Annotated in this window: 10 protein-coding genes and 2 tRNA genes; 4 read left to right on the plus strand and 8 right to left on the minus strand. The window is 72.8% G+C overall.

What is annotated here, in order from left to right; genetic code table 11:
- Nucleotides 1–37: 37 nt before the first annotated feature.
- The 3 genes from PLJ28_RS09315 to PLJ28_RS09325 are packed head-to-tail and all read left to right on the plus strand — an operon-like array spanning nt 38 to nt 5,327.
- On the plus strand, nt 38–1,297 hold the full coding sequence (locus PLJ28_RS09315) for an exonuclease SbcCD subunit D (RefSeq protein WP_183524682.1): 1,260 nt from the start codon (nt 38–40) through the stop codon (nt 1,295–1,297).
- Entirely contained in the window at nt 1,294–4,437 is a 3,144-nt protein-coding gene (locus tag PLJ28_RS09320) for an AAA family ATPase (protein WP_183524685.1), read from the plus strand. Before PLJ28_RS09315 ends, PLJ28_RS09320 begins: the two co-directional genes overlap by 4 nt.
- A gap of 20 nt (nt 4,438–4,457) precedes the next feature.
- Nucleotides 4,458–5,327, plus strand: a complete 870-nt coding sequence (locus PLJ28_RS09325; protein WP_183524688.1) for a transglutaminase-like domain-containing protein — start codon at nt 4,458–4,460, stop codon at nt 5,325–5,327.
- Nucleotides 5,328–5,396: 69 nt separating this feature from the next.
- Here the strand turns inward: PLJ28_RS09325 and PLJ28_RS09330 are convergent, their stop codons facing one another.
- The 8 genes from PLJ28_RS09330 to PLJ28_RS09365 all read right to left on the minus strand — a co-directional run bounded on the left by PLJ28_RS09330 (nt 5,397) and on the right by PLJ28_RS09365 (nt 15,216).
- Nucleotides 5,397–8,621 (minus strand): efflux RND transporter permease subunit, encoded by a 3,225-nt coding sequence (locus PLJ28_RS09330; protein ID WP_298045341.1) that lies wholly within the window; start codon nt 8,619–8,621, stop codon nt 5,397–5,399.
- 27 nt (nt 8,622–8,648) lie between these two features.
- The gene (locus PLJ28_RS09335; RefSeq protein WP_183524694.1) at nt 8,649–10,133 is read right to left on the minus strand and encodes a malate:quinone oxidoreductase; all 1,485 of its coding nucleotides are present in this window, start codon (nt 10,131–10,133) and stop codon (nt 8,649–8,651) included.
- Nucleotides 10,134–10,175: 42 nt separating this feature from the next.
- A complete protein-coding gene (locus tag PLJ28_RS09340) occupies nt 10,176–11,876 on the minus strand; it encodes an ABC transporter substrate-binding protein (RefSeq protein WP_298045340.1) in 1,701 nt (566 codons plus the stop codon).
- Nucleotides 11,877–11,970: 94 nt separating this feature from the next.
- Nucleotides 11,971–12,052 (minus strand) — tRNA-Leu (locus PLJ28_RS09345).
- Between the two features lie 63 nt (nt 12,053–12,115).
- Nucleotides 12,116–12,592 carry a thioredoxin-dependent thiol peroxidase gene (gene bcp / locus PLJ28_RS09350; RefSeq protein ID WP_183524700.1) on the minus strand — a complete coding sequence of 159 codons (477 nt, stop codon included), beginning with the start codon at nt 12,590–12,592 and terminating at the stop codon, nt 12,116–12,118.
- 18 nt (nt 12,593–12,610) lie between these two features.
- Nucleotides 12,611–14,284, minus strand: a complete 1,674-nt coding sequence (locus PLJ28_RS09355; protein WP_324590056.1) for a peptidoglycan DD-metalloendopeptidase family protein — start codon at nt 14,282–14,284, stop codon at nt 12,611–12,613.
- 254 nt (nt 14,285–14,538) lie between these two features.
- Nucleotides 14,539–14,614, minus strand: a tRNA-Lys gene (locus tag PLJ28_RS09360).
- 137 nt (nt 14,615–14,751) lie between these two features.
- The gene (locus tag PLJ28_RS09365) at nt 14,752–15,216 is read right to left on the minus strand and encodes a hypothetical protein (RefSeq protein ID WP_298045337.1); all 465 of its coding nucleotides are present in this window, start codon (nt 15,214–15,216) and stop codon (nt 14,752–14,754) included.
- Between the two features lie 129 nt (nt 15,217–15,345).
- Here PLJ28_RS09365 and ilvD point away from each other — a divergent pair, with 129 nt between their 5' ends.
- On the plus strand, nt 15,346–17,106 hold the full coding sequence (gene ilvD / locus PLJ28_RS09370) for a dihydroxy-acid dehydratase (protein ID WP_221243339.1): 1,761 nt from the start codon (nt 15,346–15,348) through the stop codon (nt 17,104–17,106).
- Nucleotides 17,107–17,145: the final 39 nt, after the last annotated feature.

Consider the following 17,145-nt stretch of genomic DNA (forward strand, 5'->3'; position numbering starts at 1 on the left):
GTCAATGTCGTCCACGACGCCCGATAGCGTTGGTCACATGCTGATCCTGCACACCTCCGACTGGCACCTGGGCCGGTCCTTCCACGGCACCGGCATGCTCGAGTCCCAGCGCGAGGTGCTCGCACAGCTCGTGGCCACCGTCGCCGACCGCGGCGTGGACCTGGTCCTGGTGGCCGGGGACGTCTACGACCGCGCCCTGCCCGCGGCGGACGCCGTGGAACTGCTCGACCAGACCCTGGCCGAGCTGAGCCGCACGGGGGCCCGGGTCATCCTCACGAGCGGCAACCACGACTCCGCGATCCGCCTGGGCTTCGGCGGTCACCTGCTGGACGCCGCGGGCGTGCACCTGCGCACCCGCACGGACCGGATCACCGACCCCGTGGTGCTGGAGGATCCCGCGGGCGGCCGGGTCGCCGTCTACGGGATCCCCTACCTCGAACCCCGGCAGGCCGGGCAGGACTGGGGCGTGGCCTCGGACCACGCCACCGTGACGGCCGAGGCCGTCCGCCGGGTGCGTGAGGACGCCGCCGAGCGCTTCGGCACCGCCGGCCGGGGCGGTCACGACGCCGGGACGGCCGTGATCGTCATGGCCCACCTCTTCGCCGCCGGTGGGGCCGGATCGGACAGCGAACGGGACATCGGCGCCTCGGCACCGGGCCCGGGCACCGCGGCGACCGACGGCGGGGGCGAGGGCGCCGGGGACGACCAGGATCCCACGGCGGTGGTCGGCACCCTCGGCCAGGTCCCCGTCACGGTATTCGACGGTCTCGACTACGTCGCGCTGGGGCACCTGCACGGGCGCCAGGCCATGGCTCCGACCGTGCGCTACTCCGGTTCGCCCCTGCCCTATTCCTTCTCCGAGGCGAACCACACCAAGGGCGGTCTGCTCGTGACGACGGCCGGCGGCGAGGTCAGCGGGGTGGAGACCGTGGACTGGTCCGCCGGCCGGAAGCTGGCCGTGCTGCGCGGGAGGATCGAGGACCTGCTGGGGAACCCGGCGCACGCCTGGGCGGAGGACCGCTGGTGCCAGGTCACGGTGACGGACCCGGTCCGCCCTCCGCAGGCCTACCAGCGTCTCAGGGAACGCTTCGACGGACTGCTGAACTTCATCCTCGAGCCGGAGGGATCCGCGGACCGGCAGCCCTCCACCTACGCCGCCCGGTTGGCCGCGGCGAGGACCGACCTGGACGTCTGCACGGGATTCGTCGAGCACGTGCGCCAGCGGCCGGTCAGCGAGGAGGAGGCCGGCCTGTTGCGACTGGCCCTCGAGGAGACCCGGACCGGAGGCGCCGCATGAGGATCCACTGCCTGCACCTGCAGGCGTTCGGCCCCTTCGCCGAACGCGAGGAGGTGGACTTCACCCTCCTCAACGACGCCGGACTGTTCCTGCTGGACGGTCCCACCGGTGCCGGCAAGTCCACGGTGCTGGCCGGCATCTGCTTCGCGCTGTACGGATCCGTCCCGGGGGACCGCACCCCCGAGTCCCTGGCCAGCACCCAGGCCCCGGTCGGGACCCGGCCGGAGGTGCTGCTCGACTTCACCGTGGGCGGTCGTCGCTTCGAGGTCCAGCGCTGGCCGAGATACCGCCGGCCGGCGAGACGGAAGCTGAAGGACGGCACCGGACTGACGGAGGAGAAGGCCGGTGCCGTCCTGCGCGAGCACCGCGAGGGCCAGTGGCGGGAGGTGTCCGTGCGCGCCGACGAGATCGGGCAGCTGCTGGGCCAGGTGCTCCACCTCGACGCCGACCAGTTCATGCGGGTGGTGCTGCTGCCCCAGGGCGAGTTCGCCACCTTCCTGCGGGCGAGGTCCGCGGACAAGGAGACCCTCCTGCGCAAGCTCTTCGGCACCGGGAGGTTCGACGGCGTCGAGGACTTCCTGGCCCGCCGGCACCGGCACCTCGAGTCCGCGGTCAGCCGGGACCGGGACCAGGTGGCCGCCGCCCGCGCGGACCTCATCTCCTGCCTCGCGGAGGGGCTCGGCGATGACTGGTGGGCACGCGGCGACGACGGCCCCGAGCCTGGTGACGAGGCTTCTCGCGAGGACGGGGAGGGAGCCGGGCTGACGGTGCCGGTGACCGGCCCGGACTCCGGCGGGGCCTGCCGGCCGCAGGACTGGACGGACGAGGACCTGGGCGCTCGCGGTGCCGCGGCCATCGACGCCGCCGTGGCCGGGTCCCGGGAGGCGCGCCAGCGGGCAGCCGCGGCCCTGACGGCGGCCCAGGAGCACCTCGAGGCCCTGACCCGCCGCCGGCAGGATCTGCGTCAGGCCCTGGCCTGGCAGGAACGGTCCGTCCGGCACGGGGAGCGTGCCGGACAGGTCGCCGAGGACCGCGCCGCCCTGGAACGCCACGGGGTCGCCGTGACCGTGGACCGGAGGGCGCGTGAGGCCGAGGCCGCCGAGGAGGCCCGCCGTTCCGCCGTGCTCACCCTCGAGGGAGCCCAGGCCACCGCCCTGGAGGACACCCACTGCCGTGCCTGGGCGGCCGATGCGGCGGACGGTGCCGAGGAGGACCGGTTCGAGGTCCTGCGCCAACGGGCCGAGCGCGAACTCGACCGACTGTCCGCTCGGGAACGGGACGCCGAGAGGCTGCGTGAGCTCGGCGCGGAGGTCCAGCGCCTGCAGTCCTCCATCAGCGCCCTGACCGAGCGAGCGGAGACCGCCGACGGCGAACGGCAGGCGCTGGCAGAGGCCCGGGGAGCCCTGCAGCAGAGGGTCGAGGACCTTGGTGCCCCCGCAGCCGGGATGGAATCGGCCCGGACCGCGATGGACGAGGCCACCGCCCGGCGGGAGGCTGCCCTGGCCCACCAGGAACACCGTGCCGGACTCGAGGCCGCCCAGGACGCCGTACGGGACGCCACGGACCGCGCCCAGGAGGCGGTGGATGCCTGGCACCGGGTGGTGGAACGCCGGCTGGCGGGTGCGGCATCCCTGCTCGCCGAGGAACTCCGGGCGGGCGAACCCTGTCAGGTCTGCGGATCGGTGGAGCACCCCGCCCCGGCGGCCACCGGCGGGACCGAGATCTCCGCCGAGGCCCAGGACCGGGCCCGACGGGCCATGGAGGAGGAGACCGCCAGGCGCCGGGCGGCCGAGGACGCCGTCGAGCGGGCCCGCGAGGCGGCCGAGCTCAGTCGGCTGGCGGCCGGTGGGCTGGACCCGGAGGAGGCCACGGCCGCCGTCGCCCGGGCCCGTTCGGCCCTGGACGCGGCGGAACGGGCCGCCGATGACCTCGCCGCGGCGCGTGCCGCCCTGGAGGACAACGACCGGGAACACCAGGCCCGGCAGGCCACCGTCGGGGCCGCCCGGCAGGAGGCCGCGGTGGCCCGCTCCCGGTGCGAGACCGCCTCCCGGGAGGCGGGACGCCTGCGGACCGAACTGGCCGGCCTGCTCGAGGACCGGGAGAGCCTGGCCGAGCTGCGGCAGGAACTGACCCGGTCGCGCGGACTGGTGGACGCGGTCATCGAGGCCGCACGGCGGGCCGCCACCGCCCGCTCCCTCGTCGGGCAGGCCGCGACCGGCCTGCGCGAGGAGCTCACGGCCAGTGGCTTCGACTCGGTCGAGCAGGTGCGGGCGGCCCTGCTGGACGAGGAGGACGAGCAGACCCGGTCCGTCCGCGTCCGGGACTGGGACCGCGAGGCGGCCGCCCTGGCGGAACTGGAGGCCAGCGCGGCCGTCGTCCGCGGCCGGGAGCTGCTCGCCGCCGGGACCGAGACGCCCGCCGACGAGGAGGTGGAAGAGCAGGCCGGACGGGTCGCGGAGGCCGAGAGGGCGCGGGAGGACGCGGCCGAGCGTGCCGGGGGACTGGAATCGGTGCAGCGCCAGGTCCGGCGCCAGGTGGGTGCCCTGGACGAGGTCGCCGCCCGATCGGCCGGCCAGCTGGCGGCCCTGGAGGACGCCGAGGGGTTGCTCAGGCTGGTCCGGGGCCAGGGCGAGAACACGCTGAGGATGACGCTGGGCAGCTACGTCCTGGCCGGACGCCTCGAGGAGGTCGTGGCCTCGGCCACCGAACGGCTCCTGGGCATGACGCAGGGACGTTACGAGCTGCGGCATGACGACGCCGCCCGGGGGCGGGGTGTCCGGGGCCTGGACATCACCGTCTTCGACCGGTACACGGAGGACGAACGGGCTGCCGGGACCCTGTCCGGGGGTGAGACGTTCATGGCGTCCCTGGCTCTGGCGCTCGGCCTCGCGGACACCGTGCAGGCGGAGGCCGGCGGCGTGGACATGGACACCCTGTTCGTGGACGAGGGCTTCGGCTCGCTGGACGCCGCCTCCCTGGAGGACGTCATGCGGGTCCTGGACGGCCTGCAGGCCGGTGGCCGGACCATCGGGGTGGTCAGCCACGTGGAGCGGATGAAGCAGGACATCGGCTACCGGCTCGAGGTCCTCAAGACCCGCCGGGGCTCGCACCTGCGGGTGGTCGTGCCGGAGCAGTCCTGACCGGACGGTACCGTGGAAGCATGCGCCGCCACGTCCGATCCACCCTGACCGTCCGGCCCTCCGAGGGCACCCGCATGGTCCTGGCGGTGGCCGCCGCCGATGCCGAGGGCATGGAGCGGGTGTCCGAGCGCCTGGACGTCCGCACCCCCGCCGGACGGCTGCCCGTCCGCGAGGTCCAGGACCACCACGGCGGGCGCCTGCACGTGGTGGACGTCCCGGTCAGCTTCGCCGAGTCCAGCGGGGCCATCGGCTGGGAGGACGACGACGAGTCGCCCACGGTCGCCGAGGCGGGCTTCTCCTCGGAACCGCCTGAACCGGGGACCGTCCGGGTCGACTACGCCTGCATCGTGGCCGGGCGGGAGGCCGAGCCCGTCGGCGACGAGGCCGACCTGATCCGGTACGTGCGCCCCTCCCGGTACGCCGAGTCGGACAAGCTCTACCCGCTGGCCGCGAGCCTGTTCCGGGACGTCGGGGGCATGGACCTGCTCCACGCCGTGGAGCAGTGGGTCAACGCCAACCTCCGCTACGTGCCCGGGTTCTCCCGCGGTACCGACGGCGCCGTGGACGCCTTCCTCTCCCGCCAGGGCGTGTGCCGGGACTTCGCGCACCTCGTGGTGGCCCTGCTGCGCGCCCGGAACGTGCCGGCCCGCGTGGTGGCCGGTTACGCCCCGGGACTGCGGCCCATGGACTTCCATGCCGTGGCCGAGGCCTGGATGGACGGTCAGTGGCACCCGCTGGACGCCACCCGGCTCTCGGACACCGGCGCCCTGGTGCGGGTGTCCACCGGGGCGGACTCCTCGGACACGGCCTTCCTGTCCACCGTGCGCGGCGGTCTGTTCCTGGACCGGATCAGCGTGGACGCGATGCTCGCCGACAGCCAGCCGGTCTAACCCCCCCCACGGCTGGGCCGCAGTGGTCTGGGTCCGAGCGGCCAGGCCGCCGCGGTCAGCCCGCCGCGGTCAGGCCTCTGCCGTCTCCGCCCGGCCCCGCCGCCGTTCCACGGCGCCCTCCACGAGCCGGTAGAGCACGGGGACCAGCAACAGGGTGAGCAGGGTGGAGGACACCAGCCCGCCGATGACGACCACCGCCAGCGGCTGGGAGATGAACCCGCCGTGACCGGTGATGCCCAGGGCCATCGGGACCAGGGCCAGGATCGTGGCCAGGGCCGTCATCACGATCGGGCGCAACCGGTTGAGCGCGCCCTGCTGCAGGGCCGAGTCCAGCGTGTGACCGGGGCGGCGCCGGTACTGGTTGATCAGGTCGATGAGCACGATCGCGTTGGTCACCACGATCCCGACGAGCATGAGCATGCCGATCAGGGCGGGCAGGCCCAGCGAGGTGCCGGTGACCAGCAGCAGGGCGATGGCCCCGGTGGCCGCGAACGGGATGGAGACCAGCAGGATCAGCGGCTGGATGAGCGACTTGAACGTCGCGACCATGATCACGTACACGATGGCGACGGCGGCGAGCAGGGCCAGGTACAGGTCCCGGAACGTCTCCGCCTGCTGGGTGGCCGCGCCGCCCAGCTCGGCGGACGTCCCCTCGGGCAGGGACAGGTCCTCCAGGGCGTTCCCCACGCCGGTGGAGACCGCACCGAGGTCGTCCCCGTCCGGGGTGACGGAGACGATCGCCACCCGGTCGCCGTTGGAGGAGGACACCGAGGAGAGCACCTCCTGCCGGGAGACCTCGGCCAGTCCGGACAGGGCGATCGGGCCTGTCGCCGTCAGCACCTCGACGTCCCGCAGCTGTTGCAGCGTCGTGATCTCCTCCGGCTCGCCGATGCGCACGGGATAGTCGGTGTACTCCAGCCGGACCGTACCGGAGGGGACCGGGTTCAGGGCCGCCGCGGCCTGCGCGGCGACCGCCTCCTCGGTCAGCCCGGCCTCCGCCGCGGCCAGCCGGTCCACGTCGACCTGGAAGGTCGGGCGGGCCGCCGCGAGGTTCGAGGAGACCTCCCGGGCCCCCTCGACGCCGGCCATGGCCTCCATCACCCGGTCGCTGGCCTGCGCCAGCAGGTCCGGCGTCGGGGCCGAGACGGTGACCTCCACGTCCGAGGACGTGCCGAACCCGCCGGAGGTGGACACGGTGACGGAGCCGGCCCCCTCGAGACGGTCCAGCCGGGAGCGGGCCTGGTCGTGGATGCGTTCCTGGTCGGCGTCCGTGTCGGTGAGGACCGTGAACCGGGCCTCGTCCGCGCTGCCGCGCAGTCCCGGCACGAACCCGGCCGATCCGGCCGTCCACTGCACGTCCAGGACCCCGTCCACGTCCACCAGGACCTCCTCCACCCGGCCCGCGGCCGCCGTCGTGGTCTCCAGTGAGGTGCCCGGCTCCTGGGCGGCCGTGACGGTGAAGGTGTTCTGCCCCGTGTTGCCCAGCAGGTTCGTCGGCACGAGGGGGACCATGGCGACCGTGGCCCCCAGCAGGAGCACCGACGCGACCAGGGTGATGACGGGGTGCCGCTGGGTGCCCCGCAGCGCGGGCAGGTAGAGCCGCTGGAGCGGTCCGCGGGCCGCGACCGCCGGAGCGGCGGCGGGCGCGGTGCCGGAGGAGTGCCGTGCCGCGGGACTGCCCGGCCGCCTGCCGCCCGGGGTGCGGCCCAGGAACCACCAGGACAGCACGGGGACGATCGTCAGGGCCACCAGCAGCGAGGCCAGCAGCGCGATGGCCATGGTGATCGCGAAGGGACGGAACAGCTCACCGGCGACCCCGCCCACCAGGGCGATCGGCGCGAACACCGCCACGGTCGTGAGCGTGGAGGCCGTGATGGCGGTCGCGACCTCCCCGGTGCCGGACAGGATCGCGGTGCGCTTGTCCTCGCCGTTGCCCAGGTGCCGCTTGATGTTCTCCACCACCACGATGGAGTCGTCCACCACCCGGCCGATCGAGATGGTCAGCGCCCCGAGAGTGAGCATGTTGAGCGAGTAGTCGGAGACGCGCATCCCGATGAACGTCACCAGCAGCGACAGCGGGATGGAGATGGCCGTGACCAGGGTGGAGCGTATCGAGCCCAGGAACACCAGGATCACCAGCACGGCGAACACCAGTCCGAGCAGGCCCTCGACCAGCAGGGTGTCGATCGACTGCTCGATGAACGGGGCCTGGTCGAAGACCACCGTGATGGTGGCCCCGTCGCCGAGCAGGGACTCGAGCTCCGGGATCAGCTCGCCGATCGCGTGGGACAGTGCGACGGTGTCCGCGTCCGGGGTCTTCGTCACGGACAGTCCCAGCGTGTCCACGCCGTTCGTGCGGGTCACCGAGGTCGCGTCGTCGTCGCGGATCCCGACCTCGGCCACCTCGCCCAGGCGCACCGGTGCCGCCGAGGCCGGGGGCTCGGCCGGGACCGCGGGAGCGGACCCCGGTCCGGTCCCGTCGGCCCGCTGACCGGGCTGCTGCGGAGCGGGGCCGGCAGCGGCCGGTGGGGTGGAACCGTCCTCTGCGGACACCAGGACGACGTCGCGGACGTCGTCGAGGGACTCGACCGGCGCGCCGGCCTGGACCGGCAGGGTCAGCGTCCCCTCGGTGACCTGGCCGATGGGGAACAGCCCGACGTTCTCCTCCAGGGCGGTGACGATGTCCCCGGTCGACAGTCCGGCCGCGGCCAGTCGCTCCTGGTCCGGGACGACGGCGATGTGCTGGTCCGTGCCACCGGTCACCGTGGCGCTGCGGACGCCGTCGAGCTTCTGCAGCCGGGGGGTGACGAGGCGTTCGGCCTCCGAGCGCAGCTCGTTGAGCCCGGTGGCCCCGTCCGTGGAGCCCACCGCCATGAAGACCACCGGGAAGTCCGAGATCGATCCCGCGAACGAGCTCGTCTCGGTGCCGTCCGGCAGTCGTTCGGAGACGTTCGCCACCGCTCGGTCGACCTGGGCCCGGGCCCGGTTCAGGTCCGTGCCGTACTCGAACCGCAGGGCGATCGTGTTCAGCCCCGTGGTCGAGGTCGAGGTGGAGGACTCCAGGTCCTCCACCGCCTGCAGGGCGGTCTCCAGCGGCTCACCGACCTGTTGGTCGACGACCTCCGGGCTCGCGCCCTGCATGACGGTGCTCACCGAGACCACGGGCAGCTCGAGGGAGGGGATGAGCTCTTGCTTGAGCTGACCGGCCAGGAGCACGCCGAAGACGGCGGTGAGGACCGTGACGAGGGCGACGAGGGCGCGGTTGGACAGGGAGAAGCGTGCCAGGGCACCCATCGGTCGTCAGGCGCAGATGCCGGCCGCTCAGGCCAGCTTGAGTGCGGCGCTGGTCGCCTGCTCGACCTCGTTCATCAGCACCCGGTCCTCGTTGAGCTTGCGGCCCAGCGAGGGGATCATCTCCTTCAGCTTCGGGGTCCAGGCGTCCATCCGGGCCGGGAAGCAGGTCTCCAGGAGCTTGAGCATGATCGGGGCCGCGGTGGAGGCGCCCGGGGAGGCACCCAGCAGGCCGCCGATCGTCCCGTCGGCAGAGGTGACGACCTCGGTGCCGAACTGCAGCACGCCACCCTTCTTCGGATCCTTCTTCATGACCTGCACGCGCTGGCCCGCGGTGATCATCTCCCAGTCGCCCGCCTCGGCCTCGGGGTAGAAGTCCTGCAGGGTCTCGACCTTCTTCGTCTGGCTCTTGGTGACCTCGGTGATGAGGTACTTGACCAGGCCCAGGTTGTCCTTGGCCACGTTCAGCATGGGCAGAAGGTTGTGCGCACGCACGGACAACGGCAGGTCCAGGTAGGAGCTGGACTTGAGGAAGTTGGAGGAGAAACCGCCGTAGGGCCCGAACAGCAGCGAGCGCCGGCCGTCCACGAAACGGGTGTCCAGGTGCGGCACGGACATAGGCGGGGCGCCCACGGAGGCCTGGCCGTAGACCTTGGCCATGTGCTGGTTCACGATGGTCTCGTCGGTGCACTTGAGGAACTTGCCGGAGACCGGGAAACCGCCGAAGCCCTTGGCCTCGGGGATGCCGGAGGACTGCAGCAGGTGCAGCGCTCCGCCGCCGGCGCCGAGGAACACGAAGCGTGCGCGGGCGGTGAAGGTCTCGCCGGCGGCCTTGTTCTTGACCTTGAGCTCCCAGCGGCCGTCGGAGCCGCGGTCCACCGAGGTCACCTTGTGGCCGAAGCGCACGTCCACGCCCGAGTTGGACAGGTTGGTGGTGAGCTGGCGGGTCAGCGAGCCGAAGTCCACGTCCGTGCCGTTCGTCTGGCGGGAGGCCGCCAGGCGCTGGCCGTCCGTGCGGCCCTCGATCAGCAGCGGGGCCCAGTCGTGGATGACGGACGGGTCCTCCGTGTACTCCATGGTCTCGAACAGCGGCTGCGCGCTGAGGGAGGCGTGGCGGGTCTTCAGGTAGTCCGCGTGGTCGTCACCCCACACGAAGCTCATGTGCGGCAGCGGGTTGATGAAGGTCTTGGGGTCACCGAGCCGGCCCTCGTTGACCAGGTGGGACCAGAACTGGCGGGAGACCTGGAACTGCTCGTTGATGCCGATGGCCTTGGTGGGGTCCACCCTGCCGTCGGGTCCGAGCGGCGAGTAGTTCAGCTCGCACAGGGCCGCGTGACCGGTGCCGGCGTTGTTCCACGGGTCCGAGGCCTCGAGGCCGGCCTGGTTCAGGTTCTCGTACAGGGCGATGGACCAGTCGGGCTGGAGCTGCTGGAGGAACGTACCCAGCGTGGCGCTCATGATGCCACCTCCCACCAGGACGACGTCGTAGGTGGTTGGGGCAGTCTGCTGGCTCACGTTTCTCTCCCGATTTTCGAACAGTGGTCTGAGTCGACTTTACTACTGGGCCGGGGCCGGTCCGTCCACCGGGACGATCTGGTCGAACCGTTCGTCCAGCACGGGGGAGGTCGGGTAGGAGACCAGGGTGTGGCCCGTGGCGACGGCGGAGATCGGGTAGGCCAGGGGCAGTGCCGGCAGGTCCAGGGCCAGTGACTCCGCGGCCTTGCGGTACAACGCCGTCCGGTTCTCCGGGTTCCGGGCGGACACGGCGTCCGCCAGCGTCGTGATGACGGTCGGGTTCCGGTAGCCGAACTCCGCCGAGTCGTGGCCGAACAGCGGGGCCAGGAAGTGGTGCGGATCACGGTACTCCCCGGTGCGCCCGGCCAGGTGGAAGGCCCGGGTCCGGTCCGCCCCGAGCCGGTCCAGGTACCCCTCGTCCCACGGCACCGGTACGGGATTGAGCACGAAGCCGGCCGCGGCCAGGTCACCGGCGATCCGCGCGTACACCGCCTCGGGGGCGGGCAGGTAGGGCCGCGAGGTGTGCACCGGGTAGACGAAGTCCAGGGGCTGCCCGCGGTAACCGGCCAGCTCCAGCAGGCGGGTGGCCTCCGCCGGGTCGTAGTCGTAGGTGGTCAGTTCCGGGTTCGCCACGCCCAGGGACGGCGGCACGAACTCATGGGCCCGGGCCGAGCCGGCCAGGAAGTACTCCTCGACCAGCGCGCGCCGGTCGACGGCGTGGGCCACCGCCTGGCGCACGTAGAGCTGTCCCAGGATCGGGTGCCGGGAGTTCATCCCCAGGTACAGCACGGACAGCGGATCCCGCTGCAGGACCTGTGCCCCGCCCTGGACCAGGGGACGCAGGGTGTCCGGGGCGACGAAGTCGAAGGCGTCCAGCCGGCCGCGGCGCAGTTCCCGGAGCCGCTGACCGGCCCCGGGGACCACGGCCAGCGTCACGGGCCCGACGGCGGTCGGCTCACCCCGGTACCCGGCGTTCACCTCCAGCACCAGCCGGTCGCCGTCGTCCTGCTCACCCCAGCGGAACGGGCCGGTGCCGGCCGGCCGCGCCGGGGGCAGGCGGTCGGCCGGGGTGGCGGGCAGGGCATCGTCGAACGTCGCCCAGGACGCCGGGGAGCTGAGGGCGAAGGCGGGGGCCGTCAGCGCGGCGGGCAGGAACACGATGGGATCGCTGAGGACCAGGCTGACGGTCCGCTCCCCGACGGCCTCGCACGCCCGGTAGCGGCATCCGTCCTGGCCGGCGTAGCCGCCGAAGACGGAGGGGAAGGTCAATTGCGGCAGGGCGGCCATGCGCTGCCCGCCCAGCAGTTCGGGCAGGCGGGCCCAGCGCTCGAAGTTCGCCACCACGGCCTGCGCGTCCAGCGGGGTGCCATCCTGGAAGTCGACACCGGGCTGCAGGGAGAACGTGTAGCGCAACCCGTCGTCGGTGACCTGCCAGTCGCTGGCCAGCCGGGGGATCGGCGCACCGGTGTCCGGATCCACGCCGAGGAGGTTCTCGAGCACCTGCCGGGTGCTGCGGTGCGACTCGGCGTCCACGGCCAGCGCCGGGTCGAGGGTCCTCGGCCGGGACGGGACCCCGATGGTCACCGGCACCGTCGACGGCACCGGGGGAGTGGGTGCCGGAGGGACCGGCGCGGTGGCGTCATGGGGGGAGGACTCACCGCGGATCTGGGTGGCGCACCCGGTCAGCGGGAGGGCCAGGGCCGCAGCCAGGGAACTCAGCACGGTGCGGCGTGAGATGTCCACCCGGACGGGCCTCCTCGTCTGACGTGTCCTCCGGCTGCGACCCGCCCTGAGGAGGAGCCGGCGCAGGGACCGGACTGTCCTGGAGCACGAATCGTGCGGGCGGGGGGACTTGAACCCCCACGTCCGAAGACACTGGAACCTAAATCCAGCGCGTCTGCCAATTTCGCCACGCCCGCGCGCCCCCGCGGGCGGGGACAACGGCCCATCTTACCCGGTGCAGGGCCGTCACCGCCCGCCGGTCAGGCCAGTCCCAGGTCCCTGCGCAACTTGGCCACGTGACCGCTGGCCCGCACGTTGTACTGGGCGAGCTCCACGGCGCCGTCTCCGTTCACGACGACCGTGGAACGGATGAGTCCCTCGTAGGTGCGGCCGTAGTTCTTCTTCTCTCCCCATGCGCCGTACGCCTCGGCCACCGCATGGTCCTCGTCGGAGAGCAGCGGGAAGGTCAGGTCCTCGTCCGCGGCGAACTTCCGGAGCTTGGCGGGCCCGTCCGGGGAGATGCCGAGGACGGCGAAGCCCTCGGAGGTGAAGGACGCGAGGTTGTCGCGGAAGTCGCAGGCCTGCGTGGTGCAGCCGGGCGTGGCGGCGGCGGGGTAGAAGTACACGATCACCGTGCGGCCGGCGTAGTCGGCCAGCGAGACGGCGGTGCCGTCCTGGTCGGTCAGCGTGAAGGCGGGAGCGGCGTCGCCCGGTGCCAGGCGGTGTGGAGCAGTCATGCGGTCCACTGTAGGCGTTCAGCCGAGTGCGGTCTCGAGGAACTCGGCATCGGAGCAGGCGGGGAGGGACTCCAGCCACAGGGCCGAGGGCGAGACCTCCACGAGGGTCTCCTCGGTCACGGGCTCGGGTCCACCCTCGTCGTCGAGGACGGCGACGAGTCCGACGAGGTCCGCGAAGTCCCCGGTGAAGATCGTGGTGAAGTCCGGCCTGGCCTGCTCCGTGTCGTCGTCCAGGGGCAGGCACCACCGCGCCGCCTCCTCCTCGGTCAGCGAGACGGGAGCAGGGGGACTGGCCGGCACCGACGGTTCCGGTGCGGTGGGCTCGGTCGGCGACGGCGTGGGCGTGACGGGTTCGGTCGGCGACGGCGACGGCGTGGGCTGGGCGGGCTTGGTCGGTGTGGGCTGGGCGGGGCCGGGCGCGGTGGGCGTGGACGGCGTGGGCTGGGCGGGGTCGGGCGTGGAGGGCTTCGTCGGCGTCGGCGTGGCCGGTGCGCTCGGTCCGGGGTGTGTCGGCTGGGCGGGTTCGGCCGGCTCCGTGGCGGCGGGGGTCCCCGGCGCGGTGGGCTTGGGTTTCGGGGTGACTGCCGGCGGAGTGGGCCTCGGGTGCACCGGCTTCGTGGTGCCCGAGGGCTTCGGGCCTCGCTCGGCCGGCCGCGTCGCCGTGGGCGTGGTGGGGGATGCACCGGGCGAGGCAGGCGTCCCGGACGGCCCGGCGGAGGGGGGACGCGGTGACCGGTCCTTTGCCGCTGGTGCCTCCGGGGCCCGGGCGTGATCACCCCGGGTCCCTGTCCGCGGGGCGGCCTCCCGGGCGATCGGCCCCGGCGCGGCCGGCTGCCCGGTCCGCGGGGCGGCCTCCCTGCGCTCCGGTGCGACGGCGGGCGCGTCCTCTCGCGCGGCCGCGCGGATGCGCTCCAGGTCCACCGCGTCCAGCGCCCGGGGCTGTCCGGCGACCTCCGGCAGCAGGTGCACCGGGTCGACGTACAGGCCCTCGAGGGTGGTGTCGAAGTGCAGGTGGCATCCCGTCGAGTTGCCCGTGGTCCCGGACAGGCTGATCGCGTCGCCACGGCCCACGCGGTCACCCGGGGAGACCAGGAGCCGGGAGTTGTGCCGGTAGGAGGTCACCAGCCCGTCGCCGTGGTCGATGTCGACGCGCAGTCCGCCGGTACCCCGTTCCCCGGCGGAGACGACCGTGCCGTCCGCGGCGGCCAGGACCGGCGTTCCGCAGGCCACCGCGTAGTCCAGGCCGATGTGGAATTGCGCGGTCGGGCCGACGTGGGTGGGGTTCTTCCGCCAGCCGAAGGCCGAGCTCAGGGTGAAGGGGCCGGCCACGGGGTGGTCGAAGGCTCGCCCGACCAGGGCCAGGGGCGCGGCGTTGACGTAGGGGGGGACCTCGCCGGCGTAGCGGTCGAGTGCGGCCTGCCCGGAGGAGGACTGGACCAGGCGCACCCGGGTCCGCTCCGCCGTGCCCTCCGCCAGGCCGGCCCGGGAGGCTGCCTCGACCACCGCGTCGGGAGCGGTCACGACGCCGGCGCCCGCATACGCGGATCGCTGCGGTGACGACGGGGCCAGGTAGGTCATGGCGCGCTCGGCGTGTGCACCCGGCACCGCGGCGCTCGGGACCATCCCGCCCGTGGCGGCCAGGACGACCAGTGCGGTGGTGGTGGCGAGTGCGGGCGCGAATCGTCGAGACACGGTGCTGGCGGCCTTTCACGGGGGGACCTGCGACACCCGACCCGGTGCCGCTACAGCGACATCGTGGCACGCTTCGGTGACGTGAGGTAGGCCTGGACGTGTACGAGGGGAGTGGGCGGGACGCAGGTCCCGTCGCAGTGCGTACGATTCGAGTGCGACCAGCGGACGACCCGCGTGGTCCCGGACCTCGCGGGGACACGAGAAGGCCCCGGTCACCTGACCGGGGCCTTGTCGTCTGCGATGGATGCGAGCTGTGGTGCGCCCCCCGGGACTCGAACCCGGAACCCATTGATTAAGAGTCAATTGCTCTGCCAGTTGAGCTAGAGGCGCAGTGTTCCGTGGACCGATAATCGGTCCGTGCAACGAGGAAAAACTTTAGCAGAGGTCGGGGGCGGATGCGAAATCGAGGGGCGGGAGATCTCCGTCACGGTCGGCCGGCGCCGCCGCGGGTGAGTCGAGGGGGTGGGTCAACAGGTCCGGTAGTACGACTCCAGGGTGTCCATGAAGTGGGACATGAACTCGTGGAAGTCCTCGGCGTCCGGTTCCTGGCCCAGGATGACCGTGCCGTCGTCCTCCGGCCCGGGTCCGGTGGGACGCAGGTTCTCCGGCAGCAGGATCCGGGGAGTGCCGCTGACCTCGAACCAGGTGCGGAAGCCGGTGACCGTCTCCACCTGGTACCCGCTGCCGGTGTCCGCCAGGGTGGCGACGTTGCCCAGGGAGACCGTGGCGATGTCCGGCCCCACGGGGACCTCGGGGAGGGCCTCGAGGTCGACGGGGCACAGCAACAGCTCCAGGGGCTGGTGCCGGTAGCCGATCACCCAGGGGTCGCCGGCGCCGGAGGGCTGGCCGTAGACGAGGTTGAAGTCCCCGTAGTTGAAGACCCTCGCGTCGAAGGCCTCCCGGAGCATGCGCTTGAGGTCTTCGCCGTTCATGACGCCCATTCTACGGACGCCGGTGACCTGCGGGGAGGCTCGCGGACGCCGGTGACCTGCCGGGAGGTTCGCGGGCCCCGGCCGTCACGTGCCGCGCGGCACGCCGGCGGCGGTCCTAGGATGGTCGCCATGACCACCCCCAGCGCAGACACGACCCTTCCCGGCGGTGCAGCCGGCGGGGCCGGCGGCGACGACGCCGCGGCTCCCGACATCAAGCCACGCTCCCGCGCGGTGACCGACGGCATGGAGCGTGCCCCGGCCCGCGGCATGCTGCGCGCCGTCGGCATGGGGGACGAGGACTTCGCGAAGCCGCAGATCGGCATCGCCAGCTCGTGGAACGAGATCACCCCGTGCAACCTCTCCCTGGACCGCCTGGCCCAGGCCTCCAAGGAGGGGGTGCACGCCGGTGGCGGGTACCCGCTGGAGTTCGGCACCATCTCCGTCTCGGACGGCATCTCGATGGGCCATGACGGCATGCACTACTCGCTGGTCTCCCGCGAGGTCATCGCCGACTCCGTGGAGACCGTGATGCAGGCCGAGCGGCTGGACGGCTCCGTGCTGCTGGCCGGTTGCGACAAGTCGCTGCCGGGCATGCTGATGGCGGCCGCCCGGCTGGACGTCTCCAGCGTCTTCATCTACGCCGGATCCACCATGCCCGGTTACGCCACCCTCGAGGACGGCACGGAGAAGCAGGTCACCCTGATCGACGCCTTCGAGGCCGTGGGCGCCTGCGCTCGGGGACTGATGAGCGAGAAGGACCTGGACACCATCGAGCGGGCGATCTGCCCCGGGGAGGGTGCCTGCGGCGGCATGTACACCGCCAACACCATGGCCTGCATCGGTGAGGCGCTGGGGATGTCCCTGCCCGGTTCCGCCGCCCCGCCGTCGGCCGACCGGCGCCGCGACGCGTTCTCCCGCAAGTCCGGTGAGGCCGTGGTCAACCTGCTGCGCCTGGGGATCACCTCCCGGGACATCATGACCAAGAAGGCCTTCGAGAACGCCATCGCCGTGACCATGGCGTTCGGCGGGTCCTCCAACGCGGTCCTGCACCTGCTGGCCATCGCGCGTGAGGCCGGCGTGGACCTCACCCTGGACGACTTCAACCGCATCGGTGACAAGGTCCCGCACCTGGGCGACCTCAAGCCCTTCGGCCAGTACGTGATGACCGACGTGGACAAGGTCGGCGGCGTGCCCGTGGTCATGAAGGCCCTGCTGGACGCGGGCCTGGTCCACGGTGACGCCCTGACCGTCACCGGCAAGACCGTGGCCGAGAACCTGGCCGGGATCAACCCGCCGGACCCGGACGGCAAGGTGCTGCGCGCCCTGGACAACCCCCTGCACCACAACGGCGGCCTGGCCGTGCTGAAGGGCTCGCTGGCACCCGAGGGCGCCGTGGTGAAGTCCGCCGGCTTCGACGCCGACGTGTTCGAGGGCACCGCCCGCGTGTTCGAGCGCGAGCGCCAGGCCATGGACGCCCTGGAGGCCGGCGAGCTGAAGGCCGGTGACGTGGTGGTCATCCGCTACGAGGGTCCCAAGGGCGGTCCCGGCATGCGCGAGATGCTCGCCATCACCGGCGCCATCAAGGGGGCCGGGCTGGGCAAGGACGTCCTGCTCCTCACCGACGGCCGGTTCTCCGGCGGCACGACGGGCCTGTGCATCGGGCACATCGCCCCAGAGGCCTCCGACGGCGGCCCGATCGCCCTGGTGCGCGACGGCGACCGGATCCGGGTGGACATCGCCGGCCGCACGCTGGACCTGCTGGTCCCGGCCGAGGAGCTCGAGGGCCGCAGGGAGGGCTGGGAGCCGGTGCCCCCGAAGTTCACCACGGGGGTCCTGGGCAAGTACGCCAAGCTCGTGCACTCGGCGGCCGAGGGCGCGTACCTGGGCTGACCGGTGCGCCCCGTGTCCGTGGACACGCCGGATGACCCG

Source organism: Citricoccus sp., assembly GCF_035445025.1.
In the GTDB taxonomy this organism is placed as follows: domain Bacteria; phylum Actinomycetota; class Actinomycetes; order Actinomycetales; family Micrococcaceae; genus Citricoccus.

Coding starts and splice junctions, on each gene's coding strand:
- PLJ28_RS09325 (WP_183524688.1), top strand. CDS start 4,458: ATGCGCCGCCACGTCCGATCCACCCTGACCGTCCGGCCCTCCGAGGGC.
- bcp (WP_183524700.1), bottom strand. CDS start 12,592: ATGACTGCTCCACACCGCCTGGCACCGGGCGACGCCGCTCCCGCCTTC.
- PLJ28_RS09365 (WP_298045337.1), bottom strand. CDS start 15,216: ATGAACGGCGAAGACCTCAAGCGCATGCTCCGGGAGGCCTTCGACGCG.
- PLJ28_RS09320 (WP_183524685.1), top strand. CDS start 1,294: ATGAGGATCCACTGCCTGCACCTGCAGGCGTTCGGCCCCTTCGCCGAA.
- ilvD (WP_221243339.1), top strand. CDS start 15,346: ATGACCACCCCCAGCGCAGACACGACCCTTCCCGGCGGTGCAGCCGGC.
- PLJ28_RS09330 (WP_298045341.1), bottom strand. CDS start 8,621: ATGGGTGCCCTGGCACGCTTCTCCCTGTCCAACCGCGCCCTCGTCGCC.
- PLJ28_RS09315 (WP_183524682.1), top strand. CDS start 38: ATGCTGATCCTGCACACCTCCGACTGGCACCTGGGCCGGTCCTTCCAC.